The 23,367-nt window shown below is 71.1% G+C and carries 22 protein-coding genes; 15 read left to right on the forward strand and 7 right to left on the reverse strand.

Features of this window, described 5'->3' with window-relative positions; translation table 11 throughout:
- Nucleotides 1–16: 16 nt before the first annotated feature.
- Genes NE236_RS01645 through NE236_RS01660 form a run of 4 tightly spaced genes read right to left on the reverse strand, consistent with a single transcriptional unit; the run spans nt 17 to nt 3,890 of the window.
- Nucleotides 17–475 carry a MaoC family dehydratase gene (locus tag NE236_RS01645; RefSeq protein WP_308209036.1) on the reverse strand — a complete coding sequence of 153 codons (459 nt, stop codon included), beginning with the start codon at nt 473–475 and terminating at the stop codon, nt 17–19.
- 29 nt (nt 476–504) lie between these two features.
- The gene (locus NE236_RS01650; protein WP_252839954.1) at nt 505–2,049 is read right to left on the reverse strand and encodes an acyl-CoA synthetase; all 1,545 of its coding nucleotides are present in this window, start codon (nt 2,047–2,049) and stop codon (nt 505–507) included.
- A gap of 48 nt (nt 2,050–2,097) precedes the next feature.
- Nucleotides 2,098–2,970: an amidohydrolase family protein gene (locus NE236_RS01655; RefSeq protein ID WP_252839955.1), complete on the reverse strand. Its 873-nt coding sequence runs from the start codon at nt 2,968–2,970 to the stop codon at nt 2,098–2,100.
- A 17-nt stretch (nt 2,971–2,987) separates the two neighbouring features.
- Nucleotides 2,988–3,890, reverse strand: a complete 903-nt coding sequence (locus NE236_RS01660; protein WP_289849629.1) for an SDR family NAD(P)-dependent oxidoreductase — start codon at nt 3,888–3,890, stop codon at nt 2,988–2,990.
- Between the two features lie 145 nt (nt 3,891–4,035).
- Here NE236_RS01660 and NE236_RS01665 point away from each other — a divergent pair, with 145 nt between their 5' ends.
- Complete coding sequence (locus NE236_RS01665) at nt 4,036–4,908, forward strand: PaaX family transcriptional regulator (RefSeq protein WP_252839956.1); 873 nt, start codon at nt 4,036–4,038, stop codon at nt 4,906–4,908.
- Between the two features lie 79 nt (nt 4,909–4,987).
- Here the strand turns inward: NE236_RS01665 and NE236_RS01670 are convergent, their stop codons facing one another.
- The gene (locus tag NE236_RS01670; RefSeq protein ID WP_252839957.1) at nt 4,988–6,208 is read right to left on the reverse strand and encodes a dipeptidase; all 1,221 of its coding nucleotides are present in this window, start codon (nt 6,206–6,208) and stop codon (nt 4,988–4,990) included.
- Nucleotides 6,209–6,883: 675 nt separating this feature from the next.
- Between NE236_RS01670 and NE236_RS01675 the strand changes: the two genes are divergently transcribed.
- Nucleotides 6,884–7,246 (forward strand): hypothetical protein, encoded by a 363-nt coding sequence (locus NE236_RS01675; RefSeq protein ID WP_252839958.1) that lies wholly within the window; start codon nt 6,884–6,886, stop codon nt 7,244–7,246.
- Between the two features lie 104 nt (nt 7,247–7,350).
- Here NE236_RS01675 and NE236_RS01680 read toward each other — a convergent pair whose 3' ends face one another.
- Nucleotides 7,351–7,782: a DUF6234 family protein gene (locus NE236_RS01680; protein ID WP_252839959.1), complete on the reverse strand. Its 432-nt coding sequence runs from the start codon at nt 7,780–7,782 to the stop codon at nt 7,351–7,353.
- A 197-nt stretch (nt 7,783–7,979) separates the two neighbouring features.
- Here NE236_RS01680 and NE236_RS01685 point away from each other — a divergent pair, with 197 nt between their 5' ends.
- The 4 genes from NE236_RS01685 to NE236_RS01700 all read left to right on the forward strand — a co-directional run bounded on the left by NE236_RS01685 (nt 7,980) and on the right by NE236_RS01700 (nt 12,060).
- A complete protein-coding gene (locus tag NE236_RS01685; RefSeq protein ID WP_252839960.1) occupies nt 7,980–8,477 on the forward strand; it encodes an RICIN domain-containing protein in 498 nt (165 codons plus the stop codon).
- A gap of 107 nt (nt 8,478–8,584) precedes the next feature.
- Nucleotides 8,585–9,493 carry a Gfo/Idh/MocA family protein gene (locus NE236_RS01690; protein ID WP_252839961.1) on the forward strand — a complete coding sequence of 303 codons (909 nt, stop codon included), beginning with the start codon at nt 8,585–8,587 and terminating at the stop codon, nt 9,491–9,493.
- A gap of 31 nt (nt 9,494–9,524) precedes the next feature.
- Complete coding sequence (locus NE236_RS01695; protein ID WP_252839962.1) at nt 9,525–11,054, forward strand: glycosyl hydrolase 53 family protein; 1,530 nt, start codon at nt 9,525–9,527, stop codon at nt 11,052–11,054.
- A gap of 355 nt (nt 11,055–11,409) precedes the next feature.
- Nucleotides 11,410–12,060: an RICIN domain-containing protein gene (locus NE236_RS01700; RefSeq protein ID WP_252839963.1), complete on the forward strand. Its 651-nt coding sequence runs from the start codon at nt 11,410–11,412 to the stop codon at nt 12,058–12,060.
- Nucleotides 12,061–12,137: 77 nt separating this feature from the next.
- Here the strand turns inward: NE236_RS01700 and NE236_RS01705 are convergent, their stop codons facing one another.
- Nucleotides 12,138–12,887 (reverse strand): IclR family transcriptional regulator, encoded by a 750-nt coding sequence (locus NE236_RS01705; protein WP_252839964.1) that lies wholly within the window; start codon nt 12,885–12,887, stop codon nt 12,138–12,140.
- Between the two features lie 240 nt (nt 12,888–13,127).
- Between NE236_RS01705 and solA the strand changes: the two genes are divergently transcribed.
- The 9 genes from solA to NE236_RS01750 all read left to right on the forward strand — a co-directional run bounded on the left by solA (nt 13,128) and on the right by NE236_RS01750 (nt 23,367).
- The gene (gene solA, locus NE236_RS01710) at nt 13,128–14,261 is read left to right on the forward strand and encodes an N-methyl-L-tryptophan oxidase (protein ID WP_252839965.1); all 1,134 of its coding nucleotides are present in this window, start codon (nt 13,128–13,130) and stop codon (nt 14,259–14,261) included.
- 32 nt (nt 14,262–14,293) lie between these two features.
- Nucleotides 14,294–15,295, forward strand: coding sequence for a succinylglutamate desuccinylase/aspartoacylase family protein (locus NE236_RS01715; protein WP_252839966.1), 1,002 nt, complete (start codon nt 14,294–14,296; stop codon nt 15,293–15,295).
- 142 nt (nt 15,296–15,437) lie between these two features.
- Nucleotides 15,438–16,547, forward strand: a complete 1,110-nt coding sequence (locus NE236_RS01720) for an ABC transporter substrate-binding protein (protein WP_252839967.1) — start codon at nt 15,438–15,440, stop codon at nt 16,545–16,547.
- On the forward strand, nt 16,540–17,673 hold the full coding sequence (locus NE236_RS01725; RefSeq protein ID WP_252839968.1) for an ABC transporter ATP-binding protein: 1,134 nt from the start codon (nt 16,540–16,542) through the stop codon (nt 17,671–17,673). Before NE236_RS01720 ends, NE236_RS01725 begins: the two co-directional genes overlap by 8 nt.
- A 3-nt stretch (nt 17,674–17,676) precedes the next feature.
- Nucleotides 17,677–18,597 (forward strand): ABC transporter permease, encoded by a 921-nt coding sequence (locus NE236_RS01730; RefSeq protein ID WP_252839969.1) that lies wholly within the window; start codon nt 17,677–17,679, stop codon nt 18,595–18,597.
- Entirely contained in the window at nt 18,594–19,454 is an 861-nt protein-coding gene (locus NE236_RS01735; protein WP_252839970.1) for an ABC transporter permease, read from the forward strand. The genes NE236_RS01730 and NE236_RS01735 overlap by 4 nt, the downstream gene beginning before the upstream one ends.
- Nucleotides 19,451–20,851 (forward strand): aminotransferase class III-fold pyridoxal phosphate-dependent enzyme, encoded by a 1,401-nt coding sequence (locus tag NE236_RS01740; protein WP_252839971.1) that lies wholly within the window; start codon nt 19,451–19,453, stop codon nt 20,849–20,851. Before NE236_RS01735 ends, NE236_RS01740 begins: the two co-directional genes overlap by 4 nt.
- Nucleotides 20,852–20,872: 21 nt before the next feature.
- On the forward strand, nt 20,873–21,850 hold the full coding sequence (locus NE236_RS01745; protein ID WP_252839972.1) for a succinylglutamate desuccinylase/aspartoacylase family protein: 978 nt from the start codon (nt 20,873–20,875) through the stop codon (nt 21,848–21,850).
- Nucleotides 21,847–23,367 (forward strand): aldehyde dehydrogenase family protein, encoded by a 1,521-nt coding sequence (locus tag NE236_RS01750; protein WP_252839973.1) that lies wholly within the window; start codon nt 21,847–21,849, stop codon nt 23,365–23,367. Before NE236_RS01745 ends, NE236_RS01750 begins: the two co-directional genes overlap by 4 nt.

A 23,367-nucleotide genomic window follows, 5' to 3' on the forward strand; every position in this document is an offset into this window, starting at 1 on the left:
GGCATGCCGGGCGCCGTCAGGTGTAGAAGCGGTAGACCGCCTGGGCGACGCAGGCGGGCCGGTCGGCCCCGTCGATCTCGACCGTGAGGTCCACGACCACCTCGACGCCGTCGCCCTTGACCTCGGTGACCGAGGCGATCGCGCCGTGCGCCCGGATCTTGGAGCCGACGCGGACGGGGGAGGGGAAGCGGACCCGGTTCAGGCCGAGGTTCACGGCCATCCTCACGCCGGTGACCTCCAGCAGCTCGCTCCAGAGGGGGATGAGCAGCGACAGAGTGAGGTGACCGTGCGCGATGGTGCCGCCGAACGGCCCGTCCTTGGCCCGCTCCTCGTCGACGTGGATCCACTGGTGGTCGTCGGTGGCGTCGGCGAAGGTGTTCACCCGGTCCTGGGTGATCTCCATCCACCGGCTGTATCCCAGGTCGGCGCCGGCCTGCGCCATGATCTCCTCGAGGCCGTTGACGGTGATGGTCACGCTGTCTCCTTGGCTGTCCCGTTGGTGCATCAGGGGTCGACGGCCTGTTCGCCGGCGCCGCCGTGGGCGGAGCGGATGGCGGGCTTGAGCAGCTTGCCGCTGGGAGTGCGCGGCAGCTCATCGGCGAAGACGACCGACTTGGGGATCTTGTACCGGGCCAGCCGGTCCTCCAGGTGCGCGATGAGGTCCTTCTCGCCGGGGGCGGTGCCCGGCTCCGGGACGACGACGGCACGGCCGACCTCGCCCCATCGGGGATCCGGCACGCCGATGACCGCGCAGTCGCGCACCGCGGGGTGCTCGAGCAGGGCGTCCTCGACCTCGGCGGGGTAGATGTTCTCCCCGCCCGAGATGATCACGTCCTTGAGCCGGTCGACGATTCTGATGTGGCCGTCCTCGTCGGCCGCCGCCACGTCGCCCGTGTGGAACCAGCCGTCGCTGATCGACTCGGCGGTGGCCTGCGGCAGGCCCCAGTACCCCGGCGTGACGTTGGGTCCCTGGACCAGCACCTCGCCGCGCTCGCCGGGCGCCGCGTCCCCGCCGAGCGGGTCCACGATGCGCACGTCGGTGAAGAAGTGGGGGACGCCCGCCGAGCCCGCCTTGGTGAGGGAGTCGGACCGGTCGAGGAGCAGCACGCCGGGGGACGCCTCGGTCATCCCGTAGCCCTGGACGAAGGCGAGCCCCCGGTCGAGGTAGACGCGGATCGTGCGGGCCGGCACCGGGGCGCCCCCGCACAGCAGCGACCGCACGCTGGACAGGTCCGCGCTGGGAAAGCCGGGGTCGGCGGCGATCTGGTCGTACATCGCGGGCACCCCGAACAGGCAGGTGACGCGGTGCCGGGCGATCAGCTCCAGGGTCCGCGCGGCGGCGAAGGACCGCTCGAGCACCACGGTGCCGCCCTTCAGCAGGGTCGGCAGGCAGGTCATGTTGAGCGCGGCGGTGTGGAAGAGGGGAGCGCTGACCAGCATGACCTCGTCGCCGGACAGGTCCACGTCGACCAGCACGTTCACGCTGTTCCAGGTGATGTTGCCGTGGGTGAGCACGGCCCCCTTGGGGCGGCCGGTCGTCCCCGAGGTGTACATGATCAGGCAGGGGTCCCCCGGTCCGACCTCCTCGTCGACGGGGTCGGCGGAGGCGCCCTCGATCAGCGCGTCGTACGGCAGGTCCGCCGGGTGCACTGGGTCGCCGACCGCCAGGCTCGCGCGCGGGGAGGCCCCGGTGTGGACGGCCCGCAGGGTCTCGGGGCCGCGCCCGGCGTGGACGAGGACCGAGCTGCCGCAGTCGGTGAGCTGGTACACCAGCTCGGCGTCGGCCAAGCGGCTGTTCAGCGGCACGAAGACGGCCCCGAGGACGCCCGCGGCGAAGAGCGTCTCCAGGTACGCCGGGTGGTTCGGGCCGAGGTAGGCGACCCGGTCCCCGCGCCGTACGCCCCGCTCGCGCAGGACGTGCGCGAGGCGCGTGGCGCGGTCGTGCAGTGCGGCGTAGCTGAGGCGGTGCTCGCCGAAGACCACGGCCGTCCGCTTCGGGGTCTTACGGGCCCGGCGCGCGGTCCACGAGCCGATGCCTTGGTTGCGCATGGGGAGGGCTCCTCTCGCCCGGCGTGGATCGGGGGCGTTCGCCCTGGGTCAGTCCTTGACCAGGCCCAGCAGCCGGGCGGCGTTCTCCTTGAGGATCTTGGGGCGGACCTCGTCCTTGATCGGCAGCTTGGCGAAGTCCGCCAGCCAGCGATCAGGGCTGATCATCGGGTGGTCGGAGCCGAAGAGGACCTTGTCCTTCAGCAGCGTGTTGGCGTACTGCACCAGCTGGGGCGGGAAGTACTTCGGCGACCAGCCGGACAGGTCGATGTAGACCTTCGGCTTGTGGGTGGCGACGGCGAGCGCCTCGTCCTGCCACGGGAACGACGGGTGCGCGAGGATGATTGTGAGCCCGGGGAAGTCGACGGCCACGTCGTCCACCTCCATCGGGTTGGAGTACTTCAGCCGGATGCCGCCCCCGCCCGGCGCGCCCGCGCCGATGCCCGTCTGCCCGGTGTGGAAGACGGCCGGGACTCTCAGCTCCTCGATCGCCTCGTACAGGACGTACGCCCTGCGGTCGTTCGGATGGAACGCCTGCACGTTGGGGTGGAACTTGAACCCCCGCACGCCGTGCTCCTCGACCAGCCGCCGCACCTGGCGCGCGCCGGCCTTCCCCCGGGCGGGGTCCACGCTCGCGAACGGGATGAGGACGTCCGGGTTCGCGCGGGCGGCCTCGGCGACCTCCTCGTTCGGCACCGGCGGGTGGCCGGTGGCCGACTCGGCGTCCACGGTGAACACGACGGCCGCCATCCGCCGCTCGCGGTAGTAGGCGGCGATCTCGGTCAGCGTCGGACGGCGGTGCTCGGTCTTGAAGTACGCGCCGGCCGCGGCGTCCAGCTCGGCCGCCAGCGAGTGCTCGCCGCGCTCGGAGACCTCCGCGTGCGTGTGCATGTCGATCGCCGTCACGGCGTCCAGGTCGATCATCGTCGTCTCCCGTCCGGTCACAGCTTCGGCGCCGGGATGCCGTACGTCTCGGGGTCCTGTCCGACGGACACGGGCCAGGCGGCCGCGACCGAGTCGCCGCTCCAGCCGCCGTCGCGGTAGGCGGCGGTGATCTCCTGCGGGTGGGACCACAGCGAGAGCTTGTCACCGCCGATGCCGATGCACTGCCCGGTGACGTCCGTGGACGCGTCCGAGGCGAGGTAGACGACCAGGCCCGCGCAGTCCTCGGGAGTGCCGAACGCGTACCCCTTGCGCAGTGTGTCCGGCAGGGGAGTGCCGTCCTTCTCGTACGCCTCGACGTACGGCGCGAACGCCGGGATCGTCCGGGTCATGGCGGTGGCCGCGTTGGGGATCACCGCGTTGGCGGTGATGCCGGCCCGGGCCAGCTCCATCGCCCACGTGCGCACCATCGCGGCGATGCCGGCCTTGGCGGCCGCGTAGTTGGTCTGGCCGAAGTTCCCGCGCTGGCCGGCGGGGGAGCCGGCGACGATGATGCGCCCGCCCTCACCCTGCTCCCGCAGGCGTACGGCCGCGGCGCGGACGCACGTGAACGTGCCGCGCAGGTGCACCCCGATCACGGTGTCGAAGTCCTCGTCCGACATCTTCCACAGCACCCGGTCGCGCAGCACGCCGGCGTTGGTGATCATCGCGTCCAGCCGGCCGAACCCGTCCACGGCCCGCGCGACCAGCGCCTCGGCGGTCTCGATGCTGCCGACCGGGCGTACCTCGGCGACGGCCCGGCCGCCGGCCCCGGTGATCTGCTTGACCGCCGTCTCGGCGGCGTCGGCGTCCACGTCGTTCACCACCACCGCCGCGCCGGCGGAGGCGAGGGCGGAGGCGTAGGCGAGGCCGAGGCCGCGGCCGGCGCCGGTGACGACGGCGACCTTGCCCGTGAGATCCATCAGACGGGTTCCCTTCAGCGCGGAGCCGGGAGAGGAACCTCCGGCAACGACAAAATTAGGCAGATTCGATACTGTCGTCAATATCTTGCCCAATGATTGCCCGTACGGTCGCGTGACCGGCGTGTCCAGCGCCTACGCTGTCCTGGTGACCCGAATCGATCAGGTCGAGGCCGACATGTCGTCGGTCGCCGCCCCCGACGGGGGCGACGCGGTGGAGAGCGCACCGCGCCCCCAGTCGCTGATGCTCAGCTTCTTCGGCATCCACGTGCTGGGGCGCCAGGTCGCGCTGTCGTCCGCCAGCATCATCGACGTCCTGGCGCGCGCCGGGGTCGGAGAGGACGCCGTACGCTCGACGCTCACCCGGATGGTCCGCCGGGACCTCCTGGAGCGCCACCGGCGCGGCCGCAAGATGTACTTCGGGCTCACGCCCCGCGCCGTCGAGGTGCTGCGGGACGGGCACCGGCGCGTGTGGCAGACCGGTGCCGTCAACCGCGCGTGGGACGGCACCTGGACCATCGTGGGATTCTCCCTGCCCGACTCCTGGCGCCGGGAGCGGCACGACCTGCGCTCCCGCCTGCTGTGGGGCGGGTTCGGGCCACTACAGAGCGGCATGTGGGCCGCGCCCGGCCGGGTCGACATCGCCGCGCTGGTCGACGGGCTCGGCCTGGAGGCACACCTCAAGGCGTTCCAGGGCGCGGCCGTCGAGCCCACCGACGCCGCGCGGTTGATCGACGCGGCCTTCGACGTCGCCGGCATCGCCCGGCGTTACCAGGCGTTCCTGGCCCGCTGGGACCGCCCGGAGCCCGTCGCCGAGACCGACGACCTCGCCCGCCAGCTGCTGCTGCACACCGACTGGCTCGACCTCGTACGCCGCGACCCCCACCTGCCCGCCGAGCACCTGCCCGGCGACTGGCCCGCGGTTCGCGCCGAGAAGGTCTTCCACTCCCTCGCCCACCGCTACGAGGAGCCGGCCCGCGCCGGAGCCGCCGCGATCCTCGACGGCATCGCCCTGGACTGATCCGGACGCCGGGAGCGGGCGGACCAGGCGTCCGATCCGAGGCGGCGTCGCGGGAGAGCTCGGCGTCCGGTACGGGGCGTCAGCGCGCGGCGTCCTGGGACGGCTCGGCGTCCGTGATCCGCATGATCGAGGGCTTCTCGGTGGCGCGCAGCCCGTCGGCCACGGCTTCGGCGTCGCGCAGCACGCGCACCGCGTTCTTCCACGTCAGCTTGGCGAGATCGGCCTCGCTCCAGCCGCGGCCGAGCAGTTCGGCGATGAGGTTCGGATAGCCGGAGACGTCCTCCAGCCCGGCGGGCGTGAACGCGGTGCCGTCGTAGTCGCCGCCGATGCCGATGTGGTCGATCCCCGCCACCTCGCGCATGTGGTCCAGGTGGTCGGCGACGGTCGCGGGCGTCGCCACCGGCCGCGGGTGCGACGTCTCGTACTCCCGCTGCACCTTCATCGCCTCCGGCGTGGTGTCCAGCGGATCCAGGCCGTGGGCGCGCATGTTCTCGTCGGCCGCCCGCGTCCACGCGATGGCGTCGGGAAGCACGAACTTCGGCACGAACGTGGCCATCGCGACTCCGCCGTTGGCGGACAGCCTCTCCAGTACGTCGTCGGGGATGTTGCGCGGATGGTCGCACACCGCCCGCGAGGAGGAGTGCGAGAAGACCACCGGCGCCCGGCTGACCCGCAACGCGTCCCGCATCGTGTCGGCGGACACGTGGGACAGGTCCACGAGCATGCCCAGCCGGTTCATCTCCCGCACGACCTCCTCGCCGAAGGCGGTGAGGCCCCGGGCGACCGGCTCGTCCGTGGCGGAGTCCGCCCACGGCACGTTGTCGTTGTGCGTGAGCGTCATGTAGCGGACGCCCAGCGCGTACAGCGCGCGCAGAGTGGCGAGCGAGCACGCGATGGAGTGCCCGCCCTCCGCCCCCAGCAGTGAGGCGATCCGTCCTTCGGCACGGGCCGCCTCCACGTCGCCGGCGGTGAGGGCGAGCCGCAGCCGGTCCGGATAGCGCTCGACCAGCGCCCGTACGCAGTCGATCTGTTCCAGCGTGGCACTGACCGCCGCGTCGCCCGCAAGATCCGACGGCACGTACACCGACCAGAACTGCGCGCCCACCCCGCCGGCGCGCAGCCGGGGCAGGTCGGTGTGGAGGAAGGCCGACTGGTCGACCGCGACGTCACGGCGGTCCAGGTCGTAGCCGACCTGCTCACGCAGCGCCCACGGAAGATCGTTGTGGCCGTCCACCACCGGGTGTTCGGCCAGCAGCGCGCGGGCGCGCTCCAGCATGACCGGATCTGCGACATATGCCATTGCCGACCTGCGTCCCCACTGTGCTCGGCTGATCGTTTCGGGTCGATCCCAGCCTAGGCGGGCGACCGGTCGGGAGGTAGAGGCCGGGGCCATCCGCCACCGGCCGGGACGACGGGAGGGCTCCGTCGCGCGCGAGGAGCCCAGACCGGGTCCTGGCCGGTCGCCCCACAACCGGACCTGCGACCCGGGCGGTGCCACCATCTGCGCCTGGCAGTTCCAGGTGAACAAGACCTATCCGAAGGGCACCGTCATCGCCGGCGGTGGCAAGTGGAACGGCAAGTGGCTCGGTATTCCCACGCTCATCCTGTGAACCCTCCTTCGGCTCAGCGGGGCGGGCGCATGACGGCCTCCAGTTCGCCGAGACTCCGGCCTCTGTGTTCGCGCCAGTCCTCCCGACTCGATCGCTCGGCGCCCGACGGCGTTCCCGGTCCAGCACGGTCCGGGCGGCCGTCGGGCGCCGAGCATGTGCGGGCGGGCCGTCGCGGAGGGGCGTCGCCGATATGAGGAAACGTTTCCTCATATCTCGCGCTAACGGGTACGTTTGCGCCGATATTACGGTCTCCTGGTATAGCGGGACGATTGCCGAGAGATACTGCTGCCATGACACCCTGAAGTCTCACGGTAAAGGGTGAAATTCGTCGAGCTTTTTCCTGTCTGCTCGAGAGGTGATCTGGCATGCTGAGAAAAGCGATGGCGGCCTGTGGCCTGGTGGCGGCCGCGGCGACGGCTTCCCTGATCGGGACGTCACCCGCGCTCGCCGATGACGGCGACGGTGTGTACGGCAGCACGATCGTCTACACGCCATCGACGGTCTATTCACCGTCGACCGCATACGTACCTTCCACGGTGTACTCGCCTTCCACCGCCTACACGCCGTCTGTCGTGTATTCGCCGTCCACCGTGTACTCGCCCTCGACGGTCTACACGCCGTCCACCGTCTATTCACCGTCGACCGTTTACACGCCTTCGACGGTTTATGCGCCATCAGGCGTGTACACGCGGACCGTTATCCAAACGCCGGTTCGGTACATCGATTGATCTCGGGGGCGCCGCGCCTCTCGGAGTGGTCCGATCGGCGTTCGCGCGCGTGGGCGGCGAATCGCCCACCTCAGGCACGCTCCGCCCGCTGCCGTCCTGGACGGTCAGCCGCCCGGGCAGTCACATCCGCCGCTGTAGCAGGGGCAGTAGCCCGACGGGAGCGGCGCGGGGCGGCGGAGCTCGTGCTGGTGGATGTCATGTGCGGCGCCCACGCCACAGATCGCGCCGTAGGCGATTCCCGGTAGCACCCCCACGACGATCAAGACGGCGGTCGCGACCCACCGTCGGGTGACCACGCAGACGAACACGGCCGCCAGGGGCAGCACGAGTGCGCAGCCGACCGAGGTGATCAGGAGCCGGTCGGACCGAAGAGTCTGCCGTTCGGTGAGCTGACAGCCTTCGAAGCAGATCATGGGTTCGATCGCCTTGAAGAAGAACGCGAGCGTGCCACCGATCCAGCCGACGGTGAGGAGCAGCAGCGCCACGCCGGTGACGGTCCGCACCGTCGTTCGCGGTGGGAGCCTCGTGTCGATCATGTACGCAGCATGACAACGCCCACCGTGCGCCGACGAGAGTACAAGTACTCAAACCACGCCCCCGGACGAGCAAGTGTGCCGTCGCGCGCCCGGAATCGGCCATTGCGATCCGGGCCACGCAGCGTTCATGGGACGTCTATGCGCACTAAATGATCAAGAGGGCAGGCGTTGGTCCGCTCTCGCAAGGCTCCCGGGCCATGAAGATCATCTTGCCGCGTACGCGTCTGGCGCTGACCGCCGGTCTCGCCGCCTCGTTCCTCACCATCTCCGGCTCGTTCACCTCGGCATCGGCCGCCACCTACTGGACCTTCAAGAGCCGACAGAACGGTAGGTGCCTCACCGGATCGACGAGCGGAAAGGCCTGGGTCGCCGGTTGCACCGGCGGCAGCACCCAGCAGTGGGACTGGGTCGGTAGCGGCAGCCGTTACAACCAGCTGAAGAACCGGGCCACCGGCACCTGCCTCACGACGGATTTCAAGACGTACAACAACGCGCTCTGGCTGAGCACGTGCTCCTCGTCCCGCCCCCCGGGCCAGCTGTTCGGCTACGAGGACGGATACATCGGTGCCTGGGACTTCTCGGCGTACCGCCTGCGTACGTCCCCGTCCGGGAGCGACGCCGTCTACTCGTCCGACATCACGTACGCGGGCATCGCCGACGGCTACTACCAGTGGGCCGTCGGCACCCTCACCTGACGGTCCGCGTACCGCAGCGGCGAGCTGCCCTCCTCGTCCGGACGTGATGAGACCATCGGGCACCGGCGTGTCACACCGGCCGGGAACGCGATGAGGAAGGCGGCAGGATGCGGATCGGACTTCTGGGGACGGGCCCGTGGGCGGAGCTCGCGTACGCCCCGGCCCTGCACGGCCACCCCGAGGTGGACTTCACCGGGATCTGGGGTCGGCGGCCCGAGGCGGCGAGCGCGCTCGCCGATCGCTTCGGCACACGCCCTTACGCGGACGTGGACGCCCTGTTCGCCGATACCGACGCGATCGCGATCGCCCTCCCGCCGGCCGCCCAGGCGCCGCTGGCCGTACGCGCCGCGCGGGCCGGCCGCCACCTGCTGCTGGACAAACCGCTGGCGGTCGACGTGCCCGGCGCACGGGCGGTCGTGGACGCGGTGAAGGGAGCGGGTGTCGCCTCGGCGGTCTTCTTCACCTCCCGTTTCGCTGATGGGCCACGGGCCTGGATCGCCGAGCAGGCCCGGCGCGGCGGCTGGTTCACGGCGCACGCCGCGTGGATCGGCGCGATCGACGGCGGGCCGTTCGCGAACTCGCCGTGGCGGCATGAGAAGGGAGCGCTGTGGGACGTCGGCCCGCACGCCCTGTCCGTGCTGCTTCCCGTGCTCGGCGACGTACGCGAGGTGGCGTCCGCCACGCCCGGGCCGGGCGACACGGTGCACCTCGTCCTGCGGCACGACGCCGGCGCGTCGAGCACCGTGACGCTCACCCTCACCGCGCCGGGGTCGGCCGCGGGCTCGGCGGTCGAACTGCGCGGCGACCACGGCGTCACCGCCATGCCGCCGAGCGAGGACACCCCGGTCACCGCGCTGAACCGGATGATCGACACTCTGGCCGACTCGGCACGCACCGGCCGCCCTCACGACTGCGACGCCGTCTTCGGCCTGCGTGTCGTGGAGATCCTGGACGAGGCCGCCCGGTCGCTTCCGCCCGGCAGGGCGCACGGGGACGATACGCAGAGATCTTCTTGACAGTTCTGATCCATCGGTCAGTGTGGTGGCTGTGATCCGTCGCGCGATGACCGGGGTGCTGCTCGCCGCCGTCTCTGTCGTTCCGGCCACCGGAGCCCGGGCGGAGGCGTCCTGGGGTACACCGGTGGTGAACCTGGCCGTGGCGAGTTCGGTGAGCGCGGACACCGCCGCGGAGGGACACGGCGCGGCGTCGGCCGTCGACGGGAACGCGGCGACGGCATGGTGCCCGGCGGGCCCGTCAGGGACGATCACCGTCGATCTGAGGCGCGCCCGGGAGACCAGCGGGTTCGGGGTCACCCTGCTGGGCGGTGTTCCGGCGGACGTGTCGATCGCGACCGCGACGGCTCCGGGCCGATTCCACGTCGTACGCGGCAGGACGTCGGTCGAGACGGGGACGCCGGTCTGGCTCCCCGGGGCCGGAAGGGCGAGATGGATCCGGCTGTCGGTGACCGGTGAGAGCGGGGGCACGCCCTGCGTGGGCGAGCTGCGGGCGCTGGGGCGCGGACCTTCGATGATCGTCGGAGACGACCTGTCGTTCGCCGTGCAGGAGGCGGAGGCCGGAGCCACCTACACCGACCGCGGCCGGGTCGCTCCGCCCGAGCGGATCCTCGCCGACCACGGCGCGAATTATGTGCGCCTGCGCCTGTGGGTGGATCCACCCGCCGGATACAGCGATCTACGGTCCGTGCTGACGATGGCGCGGCGGGCCAAGGCGGCGGGCATGCGGCTGCTGCTCGACCCGCACTACAGCGACTTCTGGGCCGACCCGCAGAAACAGTCCACCCCGCACGCATGGGCGGACCAGGACCTGCCCGCCCTCGCCCGCACCGTGCGCGGCTACACCCGCGATGTCCTCGACCGGCTGCGCGCACAGGGGACACCGGCGGACATGCTGCAGCTCGGCAACGAGATCCGCAACGGGATGCTCTGGCCGACCGGTCAGGTCGACTGGACGACGGGCACCGGCTGGGACGCCTTGGGCACCCTGTTGCGCGCGGCCGCCGCCGGCGCCCGCGACGCCCAGGGCCCCACTCCGAAGCTCGTGGTCCACTTCGACCAGGGCGGCGACAACGCCTGGAGCCGCTCCTTCTTCGACCACATCGTGGCGCAGCGAGTGCCGTTCGACGTCATCGGGCTCTCCTACTACCCGTTCTGGCACGGCACGCTCTCCGACCTGCGCGCCAACCTGAACGACCTGGCCACGCGATACGACCGTGACGTGGCGGTCGTCGAGACCCAGTACGGCTGGACCCTGGCCAACGGCGATCGGCTCGGCAACTTCCTGTGGCAGGCATCCCAGCTTCTCCCCGGCTACCCGGCCACCCCCGACGGCCAGCTCTCCTTCCTCTCGGACCTGCTCTCGATCGTCGCGGCGGTCCCGGACCGCCACGGCGCCGGCATCTTCTACTGGCAGCCGGAATGGATCCCAGGCGTCGGCTGGGCCCCAGGGGAGGGCACTCCCAACGACAACCTCACCCTCTTCGACTTCCACGGCCACGCCCTGCCCTCGATCGATTTCCCCGATCCGCCGCGCGCGGCGGCTGTGCGGCCTCGTTCCTGAGGGGGCGTGTCGCGTCACCAAAGGCGTACGGCGTGAGCGCGACGCACGCCGATCACGCCGAACTTCTGGTGCTCATCGACGGGTATTTCGGGGCAATGGCCCGGAGTAAGGGCAGTTTGTTCTGATCGCGATCTGCCGCGTCGGCTTCACCGTCACTTTGGTGTTTCCTGTGCGGCCATGGCTGGCGAACCAATGGACCGCGCGATAGCTTGCATTCTGCCTATCCGGATGAGTGATGCACGGCGGAATATTTTATCGCCATACCCGTCACTCTGTCCTGAAGGTGACTCATATCCGGCTACATTCATTGCGAGACGGCATGGGAATCGCCGCGCGGTGGGAAATGGAGACGAGAATGAAGATCCGTGTTGCCGTAGGTGTGGTGGCCCTGTTGTGCTGCGGGACGATCGGGTTCGCGCGAGGTGGCGACGCGGCGACGGCGGACGGGAACGACAACCCGTCGACCGCCGTCGCGCCGCCGGACGCCCAGCGTTCGGACAGGCCCGTCCGTCCGGCCGAAGCCCTGCGGGCGCCGGCCACGAGCTCGGAGCTCGCCCAGCAGCCGACCTATCTAGGCCGGTTCCGGATTCACAGTTCCTACAACAACAGGTGTCTCGACGCGGATTTGGGCACAATCAACGGAAACGGCACGAGGGTGCAGTTGTGGGACTGCATCGCCGCCAACAGGAACCAGTGGTGGTACGCCTACGGCTACGGAAGCTACATCCGGTTCCAGAATGTCTTCAGCGGACGCTATCTGGACGCGGACCTGGGGACGATCAACGGGAACGGCACCAGGGTGCAGCTGTGGGACTTCATCAGCGGTAACAGGAACCAGTGGTGGCCGGTCGTCAACTACGGTTCCTACTCGCGGATCTTCAATTCATACAGCGGCCGGTACCTCGACGCGGACCTGGGCACGATCAACGCGAACGGCACCAGGGTGCAGCTGTGGGACTTCATCAGCGGTAACAGGAACCAGTGGTGGTATTTCGAGAGGGTCTAATCGCCCTCGGAGGGCGGCGCGCCGCCTGACGATACGACCGCGCGGGCTCACCGTCCACCCGCGCGGTCTTCCGGCCGTCACCCGAGGCGGCGAGTGGTGATCTCGGTGGCCGTCTCCGCGACGAGACGGCCCAGTTCGGGCAGCCGATCCGGTTCGTAGCGCGAGTCGGGCATCGAGACGGCGAGGGCGGCGAGCGGGGTGTCGTCGGCGTCGAGGATGGGGGCCGCGATCGCGGCGACGTCAGGGCGGTACTGATTGCGGTTGAGCGCGTATCCCTCCCGCCGGACGCGCTGAAGCTCGGCGCGCAGCTCCGCCGGGTCGGTGATGGTCGCCTCGCCGTAGCTCTCCAGGCCGGCGGCGATGAACTCCTCCACCTCCGCGGTCGTCAGGTGGGCGAGCACGACCTGTCCGGTCGCGGTGGCGTGGAGCGGTGACGTGTCACCGATCTGGTGGAAGGTGCGAACCGTTCGATCGCAGTCGACGCGATCGACGACGACCATGCAGTCGAGTCCGTCCGGGACGGACAGGTGGATCGTCTCGTTGAGCGCGTCCCGGAGCCGGACCATGGGTTCGCGTGCGGCGGCGAACAGGCTGGCTCCCTGCAGCGCGGCCGGCCGTACGGTGAGCACCCGGGCGCCGATCTCCCAGCGGGTGGTGTCGCCCCGGCTCGCTCGCAGCCACCCCGCCTCGTGCAGCGTTACGAGGGTGCGCTGGACCGTCGACTTGGGGATGTCGTAGAGCTTGGCGAGCTCTCCCACGGTCACCGGCTGGTGCTGAGCGACCGCTTCCAAGATCCGCAGACTGCGGATCACGCTCTTCATTTCCATGAGGTTTCCCCAGTTAAATCCCGGTCTCCACCGGGGAGACCCCTTGACTTCATCTCTGGCAACCCTCAAGCTTGTGCCAAATAATAGCACGCCATTCCACAATGTGGCACGGAGTTCGTGACAGACCCCGATCCCGGGCTCCCTCCTCGCGGTCACCCCGCGTGAATCCCTTCTGAATACGCCATCCCCTCTCCTCTTGGGCAGAGCCCTTCCACCTACTGAGACGACGAGGAGCCTTTCGTGGTAGCCAGAAAGCGCGTCGCCGTGGTCGGCGTCGGGACGATGGGCAGCCAGGCCGCCTGGCGGCTGGCCGCCCGCGGGGCCGAGGTCGTCGGCTTCGACCGCTTCGCCCCCGGCCACGACCGCAGCGCCGCCGGCGGCGAGACGAGGATCTTCCGCAGCGCCCATTTCGAGGACTCGCGGTACGTCCCCCTGCTGAAGCACGCCGACGCGCTGTGGCGCCGGCTGCAGCGGGAGACCGGCCGTGAGCTGCGGCGCCTCAGCGGCTGCCTGCTGATGGGGCCCGCCGGGCACCATCAGATGCGCACCGTGCTGGAGTCGATCGCCGAGCACGGGCTCGACCACGAGATCCTGGACGCCGAGGCACTCGCCGCACGGTTTCCCCAGTTCCGCATCGAGGACGGCGACGTCGCCGTCCTCGACCGCAACGCCGGGTACATCCGTCCCGAGCTCACCGTGCTCACCGCCGCCCGCGAGGCGGAGCGGCTCGGCGCGCGCATCCACCGCTACAGCCCGGTCCGCGAGATCACGCCCGCGGGCAACGGTGTCGCCATCCGTACGGACGCGGGCACCGAGCACGTCGACGCCGCGGTGGTCACCGTCGGCCCGTGGGTCAACGAACTGCTCCCCGGCCTGCCGTGGGAGGTGGACGTCCGCCGGTTGATCAACGCCTGGTACGTGCCGGCCTCCGACGCCTGGTTCGGCGCCGAGCGACCGGCCTTCATCCGGACCGCACCGACCCATTGCTACGGGCTGCCCTCACCCGACGGGGTGTCGGTGAAGCTCGGCCTGTCCCGGGCGCTGCACCGTCCGGTGGACGACCCGAACCAGGTGGACCGGACGGTGCGTCCGGAGGAGCTGGAGGTGTTCACCGAACTGCTCCGCCGCCACCTGCCCGACCTGAACCCCGATCCGATCCGGCTGTCGGTCTTCATGGAGGGATACACCGAGAGCAGCCGGCCGCTGGTGGGCCCGCTGCCCGGCGCCCCGAACGTCGTGCTGCTGGCCGGTTTCTCCGGCCACGGGTTCAAGCTGTCGCCCGCGATGGGCGACATCGCCGCGGACCTCGCGCTCGACGGGACCACGGCCCGGCCGATCGACTTCCTGTCCACCGTCGACCGCGCGGCCGCCTGACCGGCCCGCCGCGAAAGCCAACGAGGAGCGAGATGACGACGTCAGCACACGCCGGCGGCGACCCGGACATGATTCTCGGGCCGCTGCGCGCCGGGCCCGGGACGAAGCTTCGGGGGAGCGTACGGGTCGACCTCGGCACCACGGCCGTGCACGTCCCGGTCACCCTGGTGAACGGAGCACATCCCGGCCCGACCGTGGTCGTCACCGCCGGTGTGCACGGCGGCGAGTTCACGGGCGTGGACGCCGCCACCCGGCTCGGAGCCCTGCTGGAGCCCGACGAGGTCCACGGCCGGCTGGTGGTGTGCCCGGTGGTCAACCCCCCGGCGGTCTACCAGGGACGCCTCGGCGTGTCCCCGCTCGACGGCATCAACATCAACCGGGTCTTCCCCGGGAATCCGGACGGAACACCGACCGAGCGGCTGGCCGCCTGGATCTTCGAGACGCTGATCGCCGAGGCCGACGCCTACGTCGACCTGCACAGCGGAGGCATCGACGAGACGCTGCGCGACTTCGTCGGCTACCGGCTCACCGGTCGCGCCGACGTCGACGGCCGGGCCCAGGGCATGGCACGCGCGCTCGGCATCGAGGACGTCATCCTGGGCCTGAACGCCGAGGGGGGCAACAGCCACGCGGCCGCCGCCCGTCAGGGTGTGCCCGCCGTCCTCGTCGAGACCGGGCAGCTCGGCGAGCGCGATCCGGCCGCGGCGCGATCCCTGATCGAGTCTCTCCACCGGCTGCTGCACCACCTGGGCGTGCTGCGGCGGAACGCCGGACCGGAGACGCCCCAGGTCCGCGAATGGGTGTGGGCCGGAGCCGTGACCGCCGAGGTCACCGGGCTGTGGTACCCGGAGTTCGGCACGGGAGACGACGTGACCGCCGGCCAGATCATCGGCCGCGTCATCGACCCCGCCGACGGTCGCGAGCACAAGGTCACCGCGACGGCGACCGGCCGGATCTTCTACGGCATGCGCGGTCTGACCGTCGCACCCGGTGCCGAGCTCGCGGCGATCGCCGCGCCGTACGAGGGCGCGTGATGGCGGGCGCTCGCCGCTCGGCGGACGGTCCGTGGTCGCCTCCCGGCTTATTACTCCATTCGCACGTCGCAGCTCATCACGGCAGGGACCACGTCAGGACCGGATCGAGACAGACGCTCGGCATGACCAGGAGGTATCGGCGATGAAGGAACCCCGGATCGACCGGAGAATTTTCCTGCGCGGAGTCGGCGGAGTCGCGGCGGGCATCACCGCGACATCGTTGACGGGATGCGGAACCGGAACGAGCCGTTCGGCCGGCGCCGCCGCCGGCGGCGGTGGCGGTAAGAAGACGATCGTCGTCCGCAACAGCGGCGGCACCTACGGGGATGCCAACCTCAAGGCGATCTACGAGCCGTTCACCAAGGAGACCGGCATCACGGTCAAGGTGGTGAACATCGAGTACGCGCAGATGCTCGCCCAGATCAAGCAGGGCAGGCCGCAGTTCGACGTCATCGACGACTCGATGGCCGACTTCGTGCTCTTCGGCAAGGAGAACGCCCTTCAGAAGCTCGATCAGGATCGGCTGAAGAACTTCAAGGGCGCCGGCATCGCGAACAACCTCGTCACCCCGTACGCCATCGGCAAGAACTACTGGGCCAGCGTGATGGCCTACCGTACGGACGCCTTCGGCGGAAAGACGCCGCAGTCCTGGGCGGACTTCTGGGACACCAAGACCTTTTCCGGCAACCGGTCGCTGCAGAGCCAGGACGCCGACCTGCCCGAGCTGGAGTTCGCGCTGCTCGCCGACGGTGTACCGATGGACAAGCTGTACCCCATCGACGTGGACCGCGCCTTCAAGTCGCTCGATCGGATCAAGGGGTCGGTCAAGAAGTACTGGGACACCGGAGCGCTCCCCGGAGTACTGCTGGGCCGCAAGGAGGTCGTCGCGTCGAGCGTCTGGCACGGCCGGCTCGACGCTCTGATCAAGCAGGGCCAGCCGCTCGCGTACCAGTGGAACGGCGCACGGCGGCAGAGCAACGGGTGGGGGATCCCGAACGGGGCCGCCAACACCGACGCCGCCTACCAGCTCATCGACTTCTCGCTGCGCCCCAGCGTGCAGGCGCACTTCGCCACGCTCTACCCGATGGGGCCGGTCGTCCCGGCGGCGTACAAGCAGCTGCCCGCCTCCGTGAGCGCCAACCTCGCCAGTTCCCCGGAGCACCTGAAGAGCGGATTCGACCTGGACGTCGACTGGTGGATCAAGAACCAGGACGCGGTCATCAAGCGCTGGCGGGGGTGGGCACGTGGCTGAGACCCGAGTGAGGTCCCAGCGCGGGTCCGGCCCCGGCGCCGGCGCGCTGGCGGGGAGCGGCAAGTCGCTGTCCGTAAGCGGGCTGCGCAAGACGTACGCGGGCGTCGTCGCGGTCGACGAGGTGTCGATGGAGATCGAGGCGGGGGAGTTCGTCACCTTCCTCGGCTCCTCCGGCTCGGGCAAGACCACCACCCTGATGATGATCGCCGGGTTCGTCGAGCCGGACTCCGGTGTGATCAAGGTGGGCCGCCGCGACGTCACCCGGCTGGCGCCGCAGAAGCGGGGCCTCGGCTTCGTCTTCCAGCAGTACCTGCTGTTCCCGCACATGACCGTCGCGGAGAACATCGCCTTCCCGCTGCAACTGCGCGGCCTTTCGAAGGCGGAGGTCCGCCGCCAGGTCGGCCAGGTCCTCGAGATGGCCGGGCTCGAAGGGTACGGCCGCCGGCGCCCGCGCGAACTGTCCGGTGGGCAGCAGCAGCGCGTGGCCCTGTGCCGGGCGCTGGTGTACCGGCCGCCGGTCATCCTCATGGACGAACCGCTCGGCGCCCTCGACAAGAAGCTGCGCGACCAGCTCCAGACCGAGATCAAGAAGATCCAGCGCGAACTCGGCCTGACCGTCATCTACGTGACCCACGACCAGGAGGAGGCCCTGGTGCTCTCCGACCGGATCGCGGTGATGCGCGACGGCCTCATCGACCAGTTCGACACCCCCCGCGAGCTGTTCGAGCGGCCACGGACCGCGTTCGTCGCGGACTTCCTCGGCGCGGCCAACTTCCTGCCCGGCAGGCTGGAGAACCACACCGACGAGCACTCCCTGGTCCGCCTCGACCACGGCGCGCTCGTACGGGCACGGCCGCATCCGCTCGCGCCCGGGCACCGCGTCCGGGCCGCGGTCCAACCCGGCCGGCTGGGCCTGTGCGCGCCGGCCGATGGGTTCTGTACGGGAACGGTCGAGACGGTCACCTACGTGGGCACCCTGGTCCGGGTCGGCGTCCGGCCCGCCGGCGCCGAGAGTCCGATCCGGCTGGAGCTTCCGGCGGGCCGCGCCCCGGTCACCGGCGAGCAGGTCGGCCTGACGGCCGACCCGGGTGACGTGACGCTCTTCGGCGACGAAGAGGGCAGGTGAGCAGTGGCCGGATCCGTCCTCGCCCCCGTGCCCGCCTCCACCGCACCCGCCGCCAAGAGCCGCGTGCGGCGCTCCCTGCGCAGCCGCCGCACCCGTTCGGGTCTGCTCAACGGCGCGCCCATCGTCGTCTACATGCTGGTCCTGTTCGTCTATCCGATCCTCAGCACGCTGTTCCTGAGCGTCAAGGGCGTGCACGGCGGCCTCACCCTGCACTGGTACGCCGACGCCCTCAGCGGCGCGAACCTGGCCGTCCTGCTCACCACGCTGCGGATCTCCGCCGAGACCTCGCTGATCAGCGTGGTCATCGGCTTCCTGCTCGCCTACGCGGTGTCCCGGCTCCGCCCCCTCTGGGCCGGCCTGGTGATGCTGATCATCGTCGTGCCGCACTTCATCAGCGCGCTCGTGCGCACGTACGGCTGGATCATCCTGCTCGGTGACCACGGGGTGGTGAACAGTGTGCTCGTCGACCTGCACGTCCCCGGCGCGCCGTTCCAGCTGCTCTACAACGAGATCGGTGTGATCATCGGCACGACCTCCGTCATGCTGCCGTACACGGTGCTGCTGCTCTACGCCGTGATGCGCGGCGTGGACCGGCGGCTGCTCGCCGCGGCGGCCAGCATGGGCGCCGGCCGGCTGGTGATGTTCCGCCGCGTCTACCTGCCGCTGGTCGCGCCCGGCCTGGTCAACGCGACCGTCCTCAGCTTCATCCTCTGTCTGGGCTACTACCTGACCCCCGCGCTGATGGGCGGTGCCCGGCAGACCGTCGTCGCCGCCCTCATCGACGACGAGGTCATGAAGCAGAACCAGTGGAACGGCGCGGCGGCGCTCGGCGTCATCCTGCTGGTCCTCACCTTCGCCGGGCTGTCGCTGCTCCGGCTGGCCCGGGCGATCGGCGCGAGCGCCAGGCAGCGAGGTGCGGCGTGATCGGCCTGCGCAGCACCTGGGCCGGGCGGATCTGCCTCGCCGTCGCCTCCACCGTCATCCTGCTGTTCCTGGTGATGCCGATCGTGGTGATCGTCGTCACCTCCTTCGGCAAGGACGCGCTGGGCTCCTTCCCCCCGCACTCCTGGACGCTCGGCTGGTACCACCAGCTGTTCGCCCCCGGCAGCAAGTGGCCCGGTGCGCTGTCCCTCAGCGTGCTGGTCGCCGCGCTCACCACGGTGTTCTCGCTGCTGCTGGGCGTCACCGCCGCGACCGCGCTGGTCCGCAGGGACCTGCCGCTGCGCTCGGCGGTCTACGGGCTCGTGCTGGCGCCGATGGTCATTCCCCAGGTCGTCATCGCGCTCGGGCTGTTCCTGTTGTTCGATCCGGCGGCGATGCTGGGCAGCCCCATCGCGATCGCCCTCGGGCACACCGTGCTGGCGGCGCCGATCGCGGTGCTCATCCTGATGGCGACGCTGCGCGGCATCGACGAGCGGCTGGAGGACGCGGCGGCCAGCATGGGCGCCGGGCGGCTCACGATCTTCCGGCGCATCACCTTCCCGCTCGCCGCACCCGGGATGGTGGCGGCCGCGGTGTTCTCCTTCATCACCAGCTTCGACGAGTTCTTCATCTCCCAGTTCCTGTCCTCGGTCGACACCACGACCCTGCCGGTGCAGGTGTTCAACGTGCTGCAGTACGACGTGGATCCGACGGTCACCGCGATCAGCGCGGTGCTCATCGCCGTCGCCGTCCTCGCCCTCGCGCTGGTCGGCGTCGTTCGCAGGCTCGGCTCCGGCCGGGAGAGCGGCCTGCTGCCCGTCGACTCGACCGCGGCCCTCCCCGGAAACGAGGTTCCATGACCGGCACCACCACCGAATGGCCGGCCCTGGCCGCCAGGCACCTCTTGCTGAACATGACGCCGAACGGCTCGCTCGGTCCCGGCGGCACGGAGGTGTTCGTCCTGCGCCGCGGCGAGGGGGCCCACGTCGAGGACGCCGACGGCAGGCGCTACATCGACGGACTGTCCGGGCTCTACTGCTGCCAGGTCGGTTACTCCTACGCCGACGAGTTCGCCGACGCGGCGAGCCGGCAGCTCCGCGAGCTGTGCTACAGCCCGCTGTGGTCCGCCTCGGCGCATCCGGCCGCCATCGAGCTGGCGGAACGGCTCGCCTCCCTGGCCCCCGACGGCATCGACCACGTCTTCTTCAGCGGCGGCGGCGCGGAGGCGGTGGAGACCGCCTGGAAGATGGCGCGCAGATACCACGCGCTGCGCGGCGAGCCGGGCCGTACGAAGGCGATCGCCCGGCGCGGCGCCTACCACGGGCTGACGCTCGGCGCGCTCGCCCTGACCGACGATCCGGGGCTGCGCGAGCCGTACGGCGCCCCGGCGATCGAGACCCGGTTCGTGGCCAACACGAACCGCCACGGGCTGACCGACCTGGCCGACGACGCGGCCTTCACCGCGTACCTGCTCGCCGACGCCGAGGCCGCGATCCTGGCGGAGGGCCCGGAGACGATCGCGATGCTGATCGCCGAGCCCGTCCAGAACCGCGGTGGGTGCATCACCCCGCCCGACGGCTACTGGCAGGGGCTACGGCGCCTGGCCGACCGGTACGGCTTCCTGCTGGTCGCGGACGAGGTGATCACCGCGTTCGGCCGGCTCGGCGAGTGGTTCGGCGGCGACCGGTACGGCGCCCGGCCCGACATCGTCACCGTCGCCAAGGGGCTCACCGCCGGGTACGCCCCCATGGGCGCCACCCTCGTCGGGGGCCGGGTCGTGGAGGTCCTCAACCGCCCCGGCGCGGTGTTCAACCACGGCTACACCTTCGGCGGTCATCCCCTGAGCGCGGCGATCGCGCTGCGGGCGATCGAGATCATGACGCGCGAGCGGGTCCTGGAGAACGTCCGGGACCTGCAGGGCCACCTGGCCGAGCGGATGACGGCCCTGGGCGCGCTGCCGATCGTCGCCGACGTGCGCGGCGCCGGTTTCTTCTACGCCGTCGAGCTGGCCGGCGACCGGGAGGACGGCGGCTTCAGCGACGCCTCCCGCGCCGAGCTGGTCGGCGACCTGATCCCGCGCGCCCTCCGCGAGTCCGGGCTGCTGGCCCGCGTCTACAACCGCGCCGCGCCGCTGGTGCAGATCGCCCCGCCGCTGGTCGCCGACCGTGACCTGCTCGACCGGATCGTCGACGTCATCGCGGACGCCCTGGAGCGGGCGTCCGCGCGGCTGGCGACCCCGGCCATCCCCATCCACTGACACGAGATCGAGGAACGGAACATGACGGTGGCAGACACCACGACCGCCTACACCATCGGCCCGCTGACCTGCGCGCCGGGAGAGCGCGCCGAGGGACTGATCCCGGTCGGCGTGAGCTCGTACGGCGTCGAGCTCGGCCTGCCGGTCATCGTGGTCAACGGCACGGCGCCCGGGCCGGTGCTGTGCGTGGACGGCGGTGTGCACGGCGACGAGTACGACGGGATGGAGGCGGTCCGCCGCGTCCTCGCCGAGACCGACCCGGCCACCCTGCGCGGCACCCTGGTCGGCATCCCCTGCGTGAACACGCCCGCCTTCGAGGCGGCCGCCCGGACGAGCGGCCTGGACCACGCCAACCTGAACCGGATCTTTCCCGGCGACTCCGACGGGTCCTTCTCGCTCCGGCTCGCCGCGACCTTCGTCGAGCAGGTGATCCCGGCGATCGACGCGCTGGTCGACCTGCACACCGGCGGAACCTTCGGGGAGATCGCCCCGCTCACGATCGTGCAGGGCGGATTCGAGGACCTGGCGGGGCCGATCGGCCTCGCCGCCGGCCACGAGCTGGTCTGGAAGGGCGGATCCTGGGGCGGCACGGCGCGCCTGTCGACGCTGCAGGCGGGCAAACCGGCTATCACGATCGAGGCCGGCGGCGGCACCTACCGGGAGGAGACAGTCGACCTGCACGTCGGCAGCGTCCGCAACATCATGCGCCGGCTCGGCATGGTCGACGGACAGGTCGAACTGCGGGACCGCTACACCGAGGTCACCGGGACGTTCGCCCGCTCGTCGGCCGGGGGCTTCTTCCTCGGGCACGCCGGGCCGGGCGACGAGTGCAAGGCCGGTGACCTGCTCGGCCGCATCGTCGACCACTACGGGCGCGTCCTGGAGGAGGTCCGGGCTCCCGAGGACGGCATCGTGCTCTGGCAGCGCCGGATCCGCACCGTACGCCCCGGCGACGAAGTGATCATCTTCGGCGCGGTGCGCGGGGAGATCCGGCCGTGACCGGCGGCACGGCGGCCCGGGTGCCGGACCTCGCCCACGACCCGGCGCCCGCACCTCGGGACGCGGCCGACGTGCGGGGCCTGCTCATCGGCGGAGAGCGCGTCCCGGCCGCGGACGGCCGCACGTTCACGGTCGTCGATCCCTCCCGCGGCGTCCCGATCGCGGAGGTCGCCCGGGCCGCCCCCGCCGACGTGGACCGTGCGGTGGCCGCCGCACGGGCCGCGCTCGTCTCCCCGGAGTGGGCCCGGATGCGCGCCGCCGACCGGGGCCGCCTGCTGGCCCGCATCGCGGGCGAGATCCGCGCCCAGGGAGAAGCGCTGGCCCGGCTGGAGAGCCTGGACGTCGGCAAGCCGCTGCGCGAGGCACGGGCCGACGTCGAGGCCGCGGCCCGCTACTTCGAGTTCTACGCGGGCGCCGCCGACAAGCCCGCCGGCACCACCATCCCGCTCGGCCCCGGCCTGCTGGACTACACCGTCCGCGAGCCGATCGGCGTCTCCGGGCAGATCATCCCGTTCAACTATCCACTGCAGAACACCGCGCGCGGAGCGGCTCCCGCGCTCGCCGCCGGATGCACCGTCGTCATCAAGCCGTCGCCGGAGGCGCCGCTGAGCCCGCTCGAGATCGGCCGGATCGCGGTCGAGTGCGGGCTGCCGTGGGGCGTGCTCAACGTGCTCCCCGGCTACGGCGAGGACGCGGGCGCGGCCCTGGCCGGCCACCCCGGCGTCGACCAGATCACCTTCACCGGCTCGGTGGCCACGGGCGTCAAGGTCGCCCAGGCGGCCGCGGCGAACGTCGTGCCCTCGGTGGTCGAACTCGGGGGCAAGTCCCCGGTCGTCGTCTTCGCCGACGCGGACTTCGACCGGGCCCTCACGGCGGTCGCGGGCTCGGCGTTCGGCAACGCCGGGCAGACCTGCTCGGCGGGCACCCGGCTGCTGCTGCAGCGCGGCGCCGAGGAGTTCCTGGACCGGCTGGTCGAGCACGCCGCGTCGATGCGCCTCGGCCCCGGCCCGGCGGACCCCGACATGGGCCCGCTCGTGTCCGCGCGGCAGCGCGACCGGGTCGAGGAGTACCTCGCCCTGGCCCGCGCGGAGGGCGCGGTGACGCGGACCGGCGGCGGCCGGCCCGCGGACGCGGCCCTGGCGGACGGGTACTTCATCGAACCGACGGTGCTGACCGGGCTCACCAACGACGCGCGCGTCGCCCGCGAGGAGATCTTCGGCCCCGTCATCACCGTGATCGAGTTCGACGACGCCGACGAGGCCCTCGCCATCGCCAACGACACCCCGTTCGGCCTGTCGTCGTACGTGTGGACCCGTGACGTCGACCGGGCGATGCGCCTGGCCGGCGGGATACGGGCCGGGCAGGTGTACGTCAACGCGACCGGCGTCGGCACCGGCGTCGAGCTGCCGTTCGGCGGCTACAAGCACAGCGGCTGGGGCCGGGAGAAGGGCGTGGAGGCGCTGGCGAGCTACACGCAGGTCAAGAACGTCTGCGTGGGCTTCGGGGAGCGGGGGTGA

It is taken from the genome of Actinoallomurus purpureus, assembly GCF_024055795.1.
Taxonomy (GTDB): Bacteria; Actinomycetota; Actinomycetes; order Streptosporangiales; family Streptosporangiaceae; genus Actinoallomurus; species Actinoallomurus purpureus.